Source organism: Streptomyces sp. NPDC111744 (assembly GCF_055634995.1).
The window spans coordinates 272,081-284,952 of record NZ_JBVKCG010000003.1; the positions used below are offsets into that span (position 1 = coordinate 272,081).

Below are 12,872 nucleotides of genomic sequence, written 5' to 3' on the forward strand. Positions count from 1 at the left end.
GGCAGGTGCACACTGGACAGCGGGACGAGTGCCTGACTGCGGGGTGATGGCAGATGCAGAGCCGCTTCCGGAGCGACCGGCGACTGACCGTACGGATGACGGTCACGCTGTTCCTGCTCGGGTTGTTGTACGTCGGTTTCGTTGCCGCGTTGATCGTGTTGCTGAAGTCGTGGCTGCTGGTCGTCGTACTGGTGGGCGCGATGTTCGTGGCGCAGTTCTGGTTCTCCGACCGGATCGCGATGTTCGCCATGCGCGGGCGGGTCGTGGAGCGGGAGGAGTATCCCGAGCTGCATGCGGTGGTGGACCGGCTGTGTGCCATCGCCGACATGCCGAAACCCGTGGTCGCCGTGTCCGCGATGGACATGCCGAACGCGTTCGCCACCGGGCGGAATCCCGATCATGCCGTGGTCTGTGTGACCACGGGGCTGCTGCGGCGGCTGGAGCCCGCCGAGCTGGAGGGCGTACTCGCCCACGAGCTGTCGCACGTCGCGCACAAGGACGTCGCCGTGATCACGATCGCGTCCTTCCTGGGCGTGATCGCGGGGCTGATCGTGCGGTTCGCCTTCTACTCGCAGATCTTCGGCGGGGGCAGGCGGGACCAGAACACGGCCGCCGTCTTCGCCGTCATCATCGGGGTCTCCGCTGCCGTGTACGCGATCAGTTTCCTGCTGATCAGGGCGCTGAGCCGGTATCGGGAGCTGGCCGCCGACCGGGCTGCCGCCCAGCTCACCGGGCGGCCCTCCGCGCTGGCGTCGGCGCTCACCAAGGTCTCCGGTGACATCGCCCGGATCCCGACCAAGGACCTCCGCACGGCCCAGGCCTTCAACGCGTTCTACTTCACCCCGGCGACCGGCAAGGAGCCCGGCATCGAGCGCTTCTTCTCCACCCACCCGACCCTGGAAGCGCGGCTTGAGCAGCTGGGGCGGATCTCGGCGGAGCTGGGTGAGGCGGCGACGCCCGGGAAAGCCGGGTGAGCATGGGGTTCCTGGACATCCTGCTCGGCCGTACCAGGCCCGTCGCCCCCGACCTCGACCAGCTGTTCGCACTGCCGTCGGCGGCGGTGACCCTGGAGGCGGCGGCCGGGTTCAGGCCGACCGGCCTCGGGGCGGTGTGCTTCGCCACCGTGGAGGGGGCGGCCTTCGAGCAGACCCACCGCGAGGTGCAGGCACTCCTCGACGCGGACGCCGATCGCAATGGCTCCCCGGTCGAGCTGCACCAGGACGACTACGGCTACTCCTGGCTGCTCTCGCGGCGCACCCCCGACCAGCTTCCGCAGCTGGTCAACGATCTCCACGCGGTGAACAGCTCGATGGAGGTCAACGGCTTCGGCCCGCAGCTGCTCTGTTCCCTGGCCTCCTTCGAGGACGAGCGCGGGCGCAGGCTCGCGCTCGTCTATCTCTACAAACGGGCGACGTTCTACCCCTTCGCTCCGCTGCCCGGTTCCGGTGAACGTCGGGACAGCGCACTGGAGTTGCAGGTGAAGGCGGCCCTGACGAGCGACCTGAGGATCGAGCAGGACCTCAGCCGCTGGTTCCCGGTGTGGGGTGCCCCCGGCCTCTGACCGGCCGGGGACAGCGGCTTACTGGCCCTTCTCCCGCTTCTGACGCCGGAACTCCACGGGGCGCTCGCGCCGGTAGCGGCGCTCCCACTTGGCCTGGCGGTCACGGCGGTCGCGGTACGTCTTGTAGTCGTCCGGCATGCCCCCGCCCCCGCCGGACGGACCGCCCGACGAGGATGCCGACGACGAGCCCCGCCCGTAGTGGACGTACAGGAAGAGCAGGGCGATGGCGGCGAGCCACCAGTTGTGGTTTCCGAATCCGAGGATGACGAGGACGACAGTTCCTGATAGAACAATGGTGCCCATGACGGGCCTCCGTGGCGTGGTGTGTGAGCGGTCGACGGATCCGACGGCACGCGGGGGACGGGCGGCCGTCCGTCGGTGCGTAGCAGAGTAGCCCCGAGTTCCCAGGGTGCGGTCGCCCCTTCGGAAAGCGGTGGTGGACGGCTCCGGAACGCGTGTCCAGCGTAGGGAGCCGGTCACTGGGTGTGCATCTCGTTTTCGGGAGCGACCGTATGAGTGAATGTGCGGCACGGCCGAACTCACCGGCTTCACCTACGCGTACGACGGCGAACGGCTCAGTGGGGTCCGAAGCCAGGCGGTGGGCTGCGCGGGTGGCGGTCCGACCGTCGTCCTGCTGCACGGCGCCGGCAACGGCAGCAAGGACCGCCTCCGGCCGCTGATCGCCGAGTTCACCGCCCACCTCTGCACCGTCGTGGCCTTCGACTTCTCGGGCCACGACGAAACACGGAAGAACTACGGGAGTTGAGCCTACGCCGCCGCTTCGAGCAGGCGACGGCGGTGATCGACGCACATGTGCCGCCGGACAGCCCCCTGATCCTGGTCGGCTTCAGCATGAGCGGCCAGACAGTCACGGATCTCGTACGGCACTACGGCGAGCGCGTGTCGGCGATCGGCCTGTGCGCACCGGCGGTGTATCCGCCGGAGGCGTGGGACGTGGCCTTCGATGACGGGACCGGACGTTTCACGGAGATCATCCGCACCCCGGACGCCTGGCACAGGTCACCCGCACTGGAGGTGTTGCGGGCGTACGAGGGCCGCGCGGTGCTCGCGGTCCCGGGCACGGACGCGGTGATCCCACCGGCCGTGACCGAGGCCGTCGAGGACGCCCTCGCCGCCCGCGCCCGCTTCACCCGCTTCGAACTCTTGCCGCGAGCGGCACGCTCGGCGGGTGTGGTCATACGGCTGCTCCCCTCTGTCGACTGCTCCCTCCGTCCTCCTGATCGCAGTGAACGGCGCACGAGGGGAGGCCCGCATGCGGGGGCCAGCGAACGGGTGACGTGGGGCACCGTGGCGAGAAGGCGCCGGGGGCCGTGTCGGACACAGGGCACCCGGCGCCACCGGCTCACCGCGAATATCGCATCAGTGCCCGCACCATGTGGCAGGTCGTGTCCGACGGCGGGTGGACACCGATGCTCTCCGCCGTGCTCCGGATCGTCTCGTTGCGCGCCTGGTCGGGCAGGTAGACGCCGGAGTCGAGCAGGGCGATGGCGAGGCGCATGGCCTTGAGGCGGCGGTTGTGCGTGACGTACCACTCGCGTGGCCGCCCGGACGGCAGCGGGCGCTTCTCCGCCGGCGCGTAGGGCGAGTCGAAAAGGACGGCACGCTTCGCGGTGGACTGGGTCGGCAACGGCTTCGGCTTCAGTGCGGCAGCGGGCACAGGCATCCTCCTGTCGCGGGCTGAGGGCCTCCGGACACCCCGGCGACTCTCTCGAACACTGCTTCCAGTGTACCGGCCGCCACTGACAATCGGGGGCCTGGACGATCCGTCAAAGCACCAGGTGAAGAGGGGAATTGGGGTTCCGTTTCTGCGGTTTCGGATGGGGCGCATGGGGTCGCGCAAATTCGAACAACGCCGGTCGCGGAGCCTCGGCGGCTACCGTGTCCGGTATGGAGATCTGGATCAACCCGGCCTGCTCGAAGTGCCGTACCGCGATCGGCCTGCTCGACGCCGAGGGGGCCGACTACACCGTCCGCCGCTATCTGGAGGACGTGCCGAGTGAGGGCGAGATCAGGGACGTACTGGAGCGGCTCGGGCTCGAGCCCTGGGACGTCGCCCGCACCCAGGAGGCGGCGGCGAAGGAACTGGGGCTGAAGGAGTGGGCGCGGGACGAGGCGGCACGCGAGCGCTGGATCACGGCCCTCGCCGAGCATCCGAGGCTCATCCAGCGGCCGATCATCACCGCGGACGACGGGACGGCGCTGGTCGCCCGTACCGACGAGGCCGTCCGGGAAGCGCTGGCCAGGGGCAAGAGGTGAAAGGAGATGAGCGATCCTCAACTCCCATGTGACGCAGGTTACTTCAGTGACTCCTGTAACCACTGAGTAACTCCGTTCGGTATCTCGTACATAGCGGCGTACGCTCCCCCACCCCTCTCAGGAGGCGCGCATGTCGCGTAGGAGAACTGTCAGCGCCAGGAAGAAGATCGCGCTGCTCGTCAGCGCCGCCGCGGTGGCGGGCGGCGGGGCCTTCGCCCTGGCGTCCACCTCGAACGCCGCGCAGACCCCGCAGAACGCGAAGACGCTGTCGTCGGCCGCGGACTCGACGGTCTGCCAGGGGCTGGCCACCGCCCTCGGCAACAACGAGAAGTTCATCGCGGACCAGAAGGCGAACCCGGACGCCCAGTCGGCGGCCCGGATCACCAACCGCGAAGCGGTGGTCGCGCAGATCAAGGTCCAGCAGAAGGCGTCCGGTTGCGTCGTTGGGGAGTCGGCTCAGGGCTCCCAGGCGGCGAGCGGTGCGCAGACGGGCCAGACCGGCCAGACGGGCCAGACCGGCCAGACCGGCGGGCAGACGGCCACGGCGACGCCTTCGCAGAGCGCGGCCACCGGGAACACCGGAGGCGGTGCCGCCGCCGCGGGCCAGCAGGTCTGCAACGGCTCGACCGTCACACTGTCCGGCGAGGCCGGTGCCCCGGCCGCCTCCAGCAACCAGTTCCCGGCGGGAACCACGCTGAAGGTCACCAACCTGGACAACAACAAATCGACGACGGTGAAGGTCACCTCGGTGTCCGGCAGTTGTGTGCTGCTCAACAACGCCGCCTTCGAACAGGTCCGGGAACCCGGCAAGTTCCTGATCCGCCGGGCCCTGATCCAGAAGGTCGGCTGATCGACGAGACGGGCTGCGGCTCGGCCGCCGGCTTTCACGGAGGGAAAGCCGGCGGCCGCCGCGCGCAGGCCGCGCACAGCGCCCGAAATGGGCTCAGTACCCCGCCCACCCGCCTCGCACAACGTGAGTCGCACCACAGAACCGCCAGGTAACACCGGGTTCACATTCGAGCAATGATCGGGAAATCGCCTGTTGACAGGCTGCCGGGCAACACCGAGGCGCCCCAGTGCCGTAGCGCCACTGCACCCGCAAGTGCGCCCGACCCACCCCGAAGGATGTGGCCCGTGACCTTCAAGGCTGAGTACATCTGGATCGACGGCACCGAGCCGACGGCCAAGCTGCGTTCGAAGACGAAGATCATCGCGGGCGCCCCCGCCGGTCTCGACGCGCTGCCGATCTGGGGCTTCGACGGGTCCTCCACGAACCAGGCCGAGGGGCACTCCTCGGACCGTGTGCTGAAGCCGGTCTTCACCTGCCCGGACCCGATCCGCGGCGGCGACGACGTACTCGTCCTGTGCGAGGTCCTGGACATCGACTTCACCCCGCACTCCTCCAACACGCGGGCCGCGCTGGTCGAGGTCGCGGAGAAGTTCGCCGCACAGGAACCGATCTTCGGCATCGAGCAGGAGTACACCTTCTTCGACGGCGCCCGTCCGCTGGGCTTCCCCGAGGGTGGCTTCCCGGCCCCCCAGGGCGGCTACTACTGCGGTGTCGGCGCCGACGAGATCTTCGGCCGCGAGATCGTCGAGGCGCACCTGGACAACTGCCTCAAGGCGGGTCTGGCCATCTCCGGCATCAACGCCGAGGTCATGCCCGGCCAGTGGGAGTTCCAGGTCGGCCCGGTCTCCCCGCTGGAGGTCTCCGACCACCTGTGGGTGGCCCGCTGGCTGCTCTACCGCACCGCCGAGGACTTCGGTGTCTCGGCGACCCTCGACCCCAAGCCGGTCAAGGGCGACTGGAACGGCGCGGGCGCGCACACCAACTTCTCCACCAAGGCCATGCGCGAGGGCTACGACGCGATCATCACCGCGTGCGAGTCGCTCGGCGAGGGCTCCAAGCCGCTCGACCACGTCAAGAACTACGGCGCCGGCATCGACGACCGCCTGACCGGTCTGCACGAGACCGCCCCGTGGAACGAGTACTCCTACGGCGTCTCCAACCGCGGTGCCTCGGTCCGTATCCCCTGGCAGGTCGAGAAGGACGGCAAGGGCTACATCGAGGACCGCCGCCCGAACGCCAACGTCGACCCGTACCTGGTGACCCGGCTGATCGTCGACACCTGCTGCACCGCCCTGGACAAGGCCGGCCAGGTCTGATCCGCGAGTTCCCCGAAGGGGCGTCCACCGTCACGGTGGGCGCCCCTTCGTTGTCGGTGGCGCGTGCCATGGTGGGCGCATGGAGATCGACGAGGTGCTCGCCGTCAAGGCCTGGACGGAGAACGGGCAGACGTACATGTGGACTTCGCCGGACGAGCTGCGGGAGGCCGTCCGCGGGCTCGGCGCGGCCGGGAACCGCTTCCTGATCGCGCAGCGCATCCCCGACCTGCCGAAGGTGTTCGCGCAGGTGTGGCACGAGGAGGGCGGCGACCACCGCCTCGAACACCGGCGCGGCGCGGACGAGTTCTCCGGTACGACCCTCACGGATCCGGACCGGGTGGCGGACCTGCTGGCCGGCTGGGTTCGGGAGGACGACGGCTGGGACGCGGGCATCGCCTGGGAACCGGTCCCGGTGCCGCCGCGCGAGGAGGTACCGGCCCTCGCACCCGAGGTGGCGGCCCGCGTCGAGGACCAGGTGCGCGCCCTGCTCCGGGACGGCTACCTGGGGATCGACCGGCTCGTCCAGGAAACCGTGGACCTGATGGTGGACTGTGACCCGGACGGCACCGCGCCGGTCTCCCCGGCCCAGGCGCGGGAGGTCGTGGAGCGGCTCTGGGTGGCGCGGGTGGGGTCACAGCGGGCGTGGGCCGGGCTCACCGACCCGGACCGGCTGACGCGGGCGTTCGCCGCCCTGGAGCGCGAAGGCGTCGTCGCCCGCGAGGACTTCGCCTGCTGCCGCTCCTGCGGCATGGCCGAGATCGGCGCCGAGGCCGAGGACGCCGGCGGGACCCGGGGCTTCGTCTTCTTCCACCACCAGGGCACCCGCTCCGCGGCCGAGGGTCATGGTCTGAGCCTCTACTACGGCGGCTTCGACGGCTCCGCCGGGACCACCACGGCCGTCGGCCGCGAGGTGGTCGCCGCCCTCACCGCCGCCGGGCTGTCCGCGGTGTGGGACGGCAATCCGGACAAGGCGATCGAGCTCACACCGCTGACCTGGCACAAACGCCTGGTGGGATGAGTCGGCCGGCGTCGGCGTTCCGCCGGAAACGCGTCCAAGCAGTGAGAGGAGGGTCCTGTTTCCGGGCTGTGTCTGCTTCAATGGGCGCATGGTCAGCTACCAGAAGTACACCGCGACGGGTCGCCATGACCTCGAGCCCTTCTGGCCTTCCCGTCAGCACCACGACTTCGACCGGGTGTGTTGCCGCGCGATGAACGCGCGGGCCCTCTAAAGCCGTACACCCGGCCTTCGGCCAGCGCGAAACGCAGAACGTCCCCGGCGCGCCCGACCACGAATCGCGGCCGTCGTCCCCACCGACGAACTCCTCGCGCGAAAGAGCTGACGTCTCATGGCGACCACTCGTTCTCTCACCCCCGCCTCCGCCCTCCCCGCCTCCTCTCCCGCCCGGCACCGGCTGCGTGCCGTCGACCGGGACGAGGTGGTGGACATGACGGACTTCCTGCCGCCGGGCGCCACCTGGCTGCCCGCCCCGCAGCACACCCTGCCCACCCTGCCGGGCCAGCCGCCGATGATCGGCTACCTGGTGCTGGTCCCGGCGGACCAGCGCCCGCCGTTCCTGCCCGTCGCCGTACCGGACGCACAGGAGACGACCGACGAGCCGGCCGCCAGCGGCACCCGGCCGCTCGTCACCGTCGACTCCGTACAGCGCACCGCCCAGGTCGACGGCCGTGAACTCGACCTCACCTACCTGGAGTTCGAGCTTCTCGCCCATCTGGTCGCGCACCCGAACCGGGTGCACACCCGCGACCAGCTGGTCACCACGGTCTGGGGCTACGGCCATGTCGGCGACGGCCGCACGGTCGACGTCCATGTGGCACGGCTGCGCCGCAAGCTCGGCGCGGAGCACCGGGGCGCGATCCAGACGGTCCGCCGGGTCGGCTACAAGTACACGCCGCCGACCGGCCGCTGACGGGCCGCTCTGCCCTCGGCAGAGTCATGTTCCGTCCGGCGTGCCTTCCGGGCACGATCACCGTCATGAGACTTCTCGTGCTGGGTGGTACGGAGTTCGTCGGGCGGGCCGTCGTGACGGCGGCGCTGGGGCGCGGCTGGGAGGTGACCGTCTTCCACCGGGGACACCACCGGCCCCCGCCGGGCGTGCGGTCGCTGCACGGCGACCGCACCGCGCCCGACGGCCTCGCCGCACTCGCCGGCGGCACGGAATGGGACGCGGTCGTCGACACCTGGTCGGCGGCGCCCCGCGCCGTGCGGGAGACGGCGCGGCTGCTTCGGGACCGCGCCGGACGGTACGTGTATGTGTCGAGCTGCTCGGTGTACGGCTGGCCCCGCCCGGCCGGTTACACCGAGGCCGCGGCCCTGGTGACCGGGGCCGCGGCCGACGCCGAGCAGACCGAGTACCCGCAGGACAAGCGGGGCGGTGAGCTGGCCGCCGTGGAGTCCTTCGGCGCGGACGGCTCGGTGCTGGTGCGGGCCGGGCTGATCCTCGGGCCGTACGAGAACGTCGGCCGGCTGCCCTGGTGGCTGACCCGGATCGCGCGGGGCGGCCCGGTGCTGGCACCGGGCCCGTACGACCTGCCCGTCCAGTTCGTGGACGCCCGCGACCTCGCCGAGTGGACCCTGGGCGCGGTCGAGCAAGGCCTGTCCGGGCCGTACAACCTGGTCGGCCCGCCCGGCCACACCACGATGGGCGCGCTGCTGGACGCCTGCCGGCGGGTCACGGGCTCGGACGCGGAGCTCCGCTGGACCGAACCGGAGGTGATCCTCGCCGCCGGGATCGAGCCGTGGGTTCAGCTGCCGGTGTGGGTGCCGCCGGGGGGCGAGTTGCACGACGGCGTGCATCGCGTGGATGTGTCGCGGGCGGTGGGTACCGGGCTGATGTGCCGGTCGGCCGAGGAGACCGTGGCGGACACGTGGGGGTGGCTGCGGGAGATCGGTGGCGAGGCGCCGTTGCGGCCGGACCGTACGGTCAAGGGGCTGGACCCGGCTGTGGAGGCCAAAGTGCTTGGCCTTTCGGCCGGAGGGTCGTGATCGATCTGCGGGCCGGTGGGGGTTGATCGCGCCCACGCGGCGGAGCCGCATATCGGGCACAGCCCCGCGCCCCCGAGGGGGCGCGACAGCCCCCAGGGTGTACGCAGCACCACCCCCTCACATGGGGCTTCGGGCCAGTGACCGCCGTGCGTCCGGTCGGACAGACTGACGCCATGATGACGAACACGAACAGCGGGGACTTCCGTGCCAGGGCGCGGGAGGTCGTGCTCGCCGCCGTGCGGGGGCTGGTGCTGGCGCTGGTGATGCCGGCGATCTCGATCCTCTGTCTTGTCCTGACCGCGGTCTCCGTCGCGCTGATCCCGAGCGGCCTCGGCATTCTCACGACCCCGGGGGTCCTGGGCGGTGTGCGGGACGTGGCGGATGTGCGGCGGAGGCTCGCCCACGAGTGGTGCGGGGTGCGGATACGGTCGGCGTACCGGCCGGTGCCGGCGGACGCCAACCCCTGGACCCGCACCCTCGGCCTGCTTCAGGACCCGCAGGTCGGGCGGGACGTGCTGTGGCTGCTGGTGGACATGACGGCCGGGTTCGTGACCGCCCTGCTGCCGGCGGTGCTCGTGTTCTATCCGTTCGAGGGGTTCGCGGTGGCCGCCGGGCTGTGGCGGGTGCTCGGAGACGGCTACTGGTACGGCTTCGTGCCGGTCACCGGGCAGGCCACCGCGTTCGCCGCGGCCGCGCTCGGTGCCGTCATCCTCGCCGCCGCCTTCCGCTACGCCCCCGCCCTGCTGACCGTCCACTTCCGGCTCACCCGTGCCGTCCTCGACCCGGGGCAGGGCGAACTCACCGAGCGGGTACGGGTGTTGACCGAGACCCGGAAGGACGCCGTGGACGCCTCGGCGGCCGAGCTGCGCCGGATCGAGCGGGATCTGCACGACGGGGCGCAGGCCCGGCTGGTCGCCATGGGCATGGACCTCGGGACGATCGAGATACTCCTGGACAAGAACCCGGAGAAAGCGAAGCAGTTGCTCGTGCAAACCCGGCAGGCGTCCGTGGAGGCCCTCGGGGAGCTGCGGGACCTGGTCCGGGGCATCCATCCGCCGGTACTGGCCGAGCGCGGCCTCGGGGACGCCGTACGGGCGCTGGCGCTGCGGCTGCCGGTGCCCACGGAGGTGGCCGTGGACCTGCCGGGCCGGGCGGACGCGCCGGTGGAGTCGGCCGCGTACTTCGCGGTGAGCGAGGTGCTGACCAACGCGGTCAAGCACTCCGGTGCCGACCGGATCTGGCTGGACCTGCACCACACCGAAGGGATGCTGCGGATCTCGGTCACCGACCACGGCAGGGGCGGCGCGGTGATCGGCGCGGGGTCGGGGCTCGCCGGGGTGGAGCGGCGGCTGGGTACATTCGACGGCGTCCTGGCCGTCAGCAGCCCCGCGGGCGGCCCCACCATGGTCACCATGGAGATTCCGTGCGCGTTGTCCTAGCCGAGGATCTGTTCCTGCTCCGCGACGGGCTGGTCCGGCTGCTGGAGGCCTACGACTTCGAGATCGCGGCCGCCGTCGAGACCGGCCCCGAACTCACCCGCGCGCTGGCCGAGTTGGAACCGGACGTGGCCGTGGTGGACGTACGGCTGCCACCCACGCACACCGACGAGGGGCTGCAGTGCGCGCTCAGAGCGCGGCAGGACCGGCCGGGGCTGCCGGTGCTGGTCCTCTCGCAGCACGTGGAACAGCTGTACGCGCGGGAGCTGCTGGCCGACGGCAGCGGCGGGGTGGGGTATCTGCTCAAGGACCGGGTGTTCGACGCGGAGCAGTTCGTGGACGCGGTACGGCGGGTCGCGGCGGGCGGTACGGCCATGGACCCGCAGGTGATTCAGCAGTTGCTGTCCCGGCGGGCGGACGACCGGCCGCTCGGCAACCTGACAGCACGCGAGCTGGAGGTCATGGAACTGATGGCGCAGGGCCGGTCGAACGCGGCGATCGCCGCCCAGCTCGTCGTCACGGAACGGGCCATTGCCAAACACACCTCCAACATCTTCACCAAACTGGGACTTGAGGTGTCGGACGATGACAACCGGCGCGTCCTGGCGGTGCTCGCGTATCTGGACCGCGACCGCTGATTTTCCAGAAATCGCCCTGCTCAAACGGCAGTTGTGGCCCAAGTGCGTAACAAATCTCTGATGAATTTGTGAGGCAGCTGAACACGTCTGAGGCGGGGTGCGTATGAAAGGACGCCGCTTCACTCCTGTCGGGCGCCTCGATGCTGCCCCGCCAAGGAAGTCAGAGGAGTTCCATGGGACGCAACACACGCAAACGCCGTACGCCGCTGGCCACCAAGGCCATAGCCGCATCGGCGGCCCTAGTGCTCGGCGGGGGCGGGCTGCTCTGGGCACAGATGAATGCTTCGGCGCATGAGTCGAACAACTCGGCCCAGAACTACACGAAGGCCGCCGCTGCCTCGGTCGCGACGATCTCCTGCCCGGACGTCGGCCAGAAGCTGACGAACGTGCCCGCCAACGCCAAGATGGGGGTGGCGGCGGAACTGGCGAAACTCGACAAGCAGATCACCGAGGCCTACGCCCGTCTCGCCTCCACCCGCCAGGCCCAGGCCAACGACGCGAACTTCGTGCAGAACGCGATCGTCGGCCCCCTGAAGGAGAAGCGGGCGGCGACGATCGACCGGATCCGGATCGACGTCACCCGGGTCGGCGGGACGTTCGACAGCGCGCTGGCCCAGCTCGCCGCCTGCACCACGCAGACCGCCAACCAGACCACCGCCGGCGGGGGCAACAACAGCGGTGGTCAGAACAACAACAACGGCCAGAACAACAACGGCGGACAGAACAACAACGGGAACAACGGCCAGGCCACGGCTGCCCCGAGTGCCAGCGCCAGCGCCCCGGCCAACATCGGCGGGCAGGCGGGCAACGGCCCGGTCGCGGCCGACTTCGTGGACATCACGAAGGTCGCGCCGAACGTCCTGGCCAAGCCGCAGAAGCAGCAGAGCGCGTCGACCGGTAGCTTCACCACGCGCTGCGGCGTGAACGCGAACAAGAACCACAACACCGACAACGTCATCGTGGCGCCCGGCGTGACCAACGGCGCGCACCACCTGCACGACTACGTCGGCAACCAGAAGGTCAACGCGTTCGCCACCAACGACTCGATGCTGGCCGCGCCGAGCTCCTGCCAGAACCAGAGCGACCTGTCGTCGTACTACTGGCCGGTCGTGCGTGTGCAGGACGGCACGCAGGACTTCGACCAGAACGCGCTCGGCGGTGGCAAGGAAGGCAACGTCGGCAAGATCCTGACCCCGCAGTCGGCGCAGATCAAGTACGTCGGCAGCCCGGCCGCCAAGGTCGTCGCGATGCCGCAGTTCCTGCGCATCATCACCGGTGACGCCAAGACCACGACCAACGGTCTGGCCAACGCCAACGCGCACTGGAGCTGCACCGGCTTCGAGAACAAGGTCCAGCTGACCCAGCAGTACCCGATCTGCCCGCAGGGCAGCAACGTGGTGCGGACGTTCGCCTTCCAGAGCTGCTGGGACGGCGTCAACATCGACAGCGCCAACCACCGAACGCACGTGGCCTTCGCCGACCCGGCGAGCGGTGTCTGCCCGAACGGCTTCAAGGCCATTCCGCAGCTGACGATGCGCCTGGTCTACAAGATCACCCCGCCGACCGTCCAGAACGGCCAGGTGAAGAACGCCTACGCGGTGGACGGTTTCCCGGAGCAGCTGCACAAGTCGGCGACCGACCACGACGACTTCATCAGCGTCACCAAGAACAACCTGGCGGCGAAGATCGCCGACTGCATCAACACCGGCCGCAAGTGCCAGTGAGCAACACCTAGCAGGCCGACAGCGAGAAGGCGGGCGGTGGGAATCTCCCACCGCCCGCCTTCTGGT

Annotated in this window: 15 protein-coding genes; 12 read left to right on the top strand and 3 right to left on the bottom strand. The window is 70.1% G+C overall.

Annotation, left to right across the window (positions count from 1 at the left end; genetic code table 11):
• The first annotated feature begins 53 nt into the window (after window positions 1–53).
• The gene (htpX, locus tag ACZ7OO_RS08480) at window positions 54–974 is read left to right on the top strand and encodes a zinc metalloprotease HtpX (RefSeq protein WP_471502814.1); all 921 of its coding nucleotides are present in this window, start codon (window positions 54–56) and stop codon (window positions 972–974) included.
• 2 nt (window positions 975–976) lie between these two features.
• The gene (pspAB, locus tag ACZ7OO_RS08485) at window positions 977–1,561 is read left to right on the top strand and encodes a PspA-associated protein PspAB (protein ID WP_471503394.1); all 585 of its coding nucleotides are present in this window, start codon (window positions 977–979) and stop codon (window positions 1,559–1,561) included.
• An 18-nt stretch (window positions 1,562–1,579) separates the two neighbouring features.
• Here pspAB and ACZ7OO_RS08490 read toward each other — a convergent pair whose 3' ends face one another.
• The gene (locus ACZ7OO_RS08490) at window positions 1,580–1,864 is read right to left on the bottom strand and encodes a hypothetical protein (RefSeq protein ID WP_471502816.1); all 285 of its coding nucleotides are present in this window, start codon (window positions 1,862–1,864) and stop codon (window positions 1,580–1,582) included.
• 217 nt (window positions 1,865–2,081) lie between these two features.
• On the opposite strand from ACZ7OO_RS08490, the gene ACZ7OO_RS08495 reads away from it, so the two are divergent.
• Entirely contained in the window at window positions 2,082–2,327 is a 246-nt protein-coding gene (locus ACZ7OO_RS08495) for a hypothetical protein (RefSeq protein ID WP_471502818.1), read from the top strand.
• Window positions 2,328–2,448: 121 nt separating this feature from the next.
• Here ACZ7OO_RS08495 and ACZ7OO_RS08500 read toward each other — a convergent pair whose 3' ends face one another.
• Window positions 2,449–2,760, bottom strand: a complete 312-nt coding sequence (locus tag ACZ7OO_RS08500; protein WP_471502820.1) for a hypothetical protein — start codon at window positions 2,758–2,760, stop codon at window positions 2,449–2,451.
• A gap of 164 nt (window positions 2,761–2,924) precedes the next feature.
• Window positions 2,925–3,239, bottom strand: coding sequence for a hypothetical protein (locus ACZ7OO_RS08505; RefSeq protein WP_471502822.1), 315 nt, complete (start codon window positions 3,237–3,239; stop codon window positions 2,925–2,927).
• Between the two features lie 230 nt (window positions 3,240–3,469).
• On the opposite strand from ACZ7OO_RS08505, the gene ACZ7OO_RS08510 reads away from it, so the two are divergent.
• From ACZ7OO_RS08510 to ACZ7OO_RS08550, 9 genes are all read left to right on the top strand, one after another.
• Complete coding sequence (locus ACZ7OO_RS08510; RefSeq protein ID WP_471502824.1) at window positions 3,470–3,838, top strand: arsenate reductase family protein; 369 nt, start codon at window positions 3,470–3,472, stop codon at window positions 3,836–3,838.
• A 130-nt stretch (window positions 3,839–3,968) separates the two neighbouring features.
• A complete protein-coding gene (locus tag ACZ7OO_RS08515; RefSeq protein WP_471502826.1) occupies window positions 3,969–4,688 on the top strand; it encodes a hypothetical protein in 720 nt (239 codons plus the stop codon).
• Window positions 4,689–4,972: 284 nt separating this feature from the next.
• Entirely contained in the window at window positions 4,973–6,004 is a 1,032-nt protein-coding gene (gene glnII / locus ACZ7OO_RS08520) for a glutamine synthetase (protein WP_351732103.1), read from the top strand.
• Window positions 6,005–6,083: 79 nt separating this feature from the next.
• Window positions 6,084–7,022 (top strand): DUF6891 domain-containing protein, encoded by a 939-nt coding sequence (locus tag ACZ7OO_RS08525; RefSeq protein ID WP_471502829.1) that lies wholly within the window; start codon window positions 6,084–6,086, stop codon window positions 7,020–7,022.
• A gap of 328 nt (window positions 7,023–7,350) precedes the next feature.
• Complete coding sequence (locus ACZ7OO_RS08530; protein WP_471502831.1) at window positions 7,351–7,932, top strand: winged helix-turn-helix domain-containing protein; 582 nt, start codon at window positions 7,351–7,353, stop codon at window positions 7,930–7,932.
• Window positions 7,933–7,997: 65 nt separating this feature from the next.
• Window positions 7,998–9,008: an NAD-dependent epimerase/dehydratase family protein gene (locus ACZ7OO_RS08535; RefSeq protein WP_471502833.1), complete on the top strand. Its 1,011-nt coding sequence runs from the start codon at window positions 7,998–8,000 to the stop codon at window positions 9,006–9,008.
• A gap of 173 nt (window positions 9,009–9,181) precedes the next feature.
• On the top strand, window positions 9,182–10,447 hold the full coding sequence (locus ACZ7OO_RS08540; RefSeq protein WP_471502835.1) for a sensor histidine kinase: 1,266 nt from the start codon (window positions 9,182–9,184) through the stop codon (window positions 10,445–10,447).
• Window positions 10,432–11,082, top strand: a complete 651-nt coding sequence (locus ACZ7OO_RS08545) for a response regulator transcription factor (RefSeq protein ID WP_471502837.1) — start codon at window positions 10,432–10,434, stop codon at window positions 11,080–11,082. The genes ACZ7OO_RS08540 and ACZ7OO_RS08545 overlap by 16 nt, the downstream gene beginning before the upstream one ends.
• Window positions 11,083–11,255: 173 nt before the next feature.
• Window positions 11,256–12,806 carry a DUF1996 domain-containing protein gene (locus ACZ7OO_RS08550; protein WP_471502839.1) on the top strand — a complete coding sequence of 517 codons (1,551 nt, stop codon included), beginning with the start codon at window positions 11,256–11,258 and terminating at the stop codon, window positions 12,804–12,806.
• Window positions 12,807–12,872 lie beyond the last annotated feature (66 nt).

Coding starts and splice junctions, on each gene's coding strand:
- ACZ7OO_RS08515 (WP_471502826.1), top strand. CDS start 3,969: ATGTCGCGTAGGAGAACTGTCAGCGCCAGGAAGAAGATCGCGCTGCTC.
- ACZ7OO_RS08540 (WP_471502835.1), top strand. CDS start 9,182: ATGATGACGAACACGAACAGCGGGGACTTCCGTGCCAGGGCGCGGGAG.
- ACZ7OO_RS08495 (WP_471502818.1), top strand. CDS start 2,082: ATGTGCGGCACGGCCGAACTCACCGGCTTCACCTACGCGTACGACGGC.
- ACZ7OO_RS08525 (WP_471502829.1), top strand. CDS start 6,084: ATGGAGATCGACGAGGTGCTCGCCGTCAAGGCCTGGACGGAGAACGGG.
- ACZ7OO_RS08510 (WP_471502824.1), top strand. CDS start 3,470: ATGGAGATCTGGATCAACCCGGCCTGCTCGAAGTGCCGTACCGCGATC.
- ACZ7OO_RS08500 (WP_471502820.1), bottom strand. CDS start 2,760: ATGACCACACCCGCCGAGCGTGCCGCTCGCGGCAAGAGTTCGAAGCGG.
- ACZ7OO_RS08490 (WP_471502816.1), bottom strand. CDS start 1,864: ATGGGCACCATTGTTCTATCAGGAACTGTCGTCCTCGTCATCCTCGGA.
- ACZ7OO_RS08550 (WP_471502839.1), top strand. CDS start 11,256: ATGGGACGCAACACACGCAAACGCCGTACGCCGCTGGCCACCAAGGCC.
- pspAB (WP_471503394.1), top strand. CDS start 977: ATGGGGTTCCTGGACATCCTGCTCGGCCGTACCAGGCCCGTCGCCCCC.
- ACZ7OO_RS08535 (WP_471502833.1), top strand. CDS start 7,998: ATGAGACTTCTCGTGCTGGGTGGTACGGAGTTCGTCGGGCGGGCCGTC.
- htpX (WP_471502814.1), top strand. CDS start 54: ATGCAGAGCCGCTTCCGGAGCGACCGGCGACTGACCGTACGGATGACG.
- ACZ7OO_RS08530 (WP_471502831.1), top strand. CDS start 7,351: ATGGCGACCACTCGTTCTCTCACCCCCGCCTCCGCCCTCCCCGCCTCC.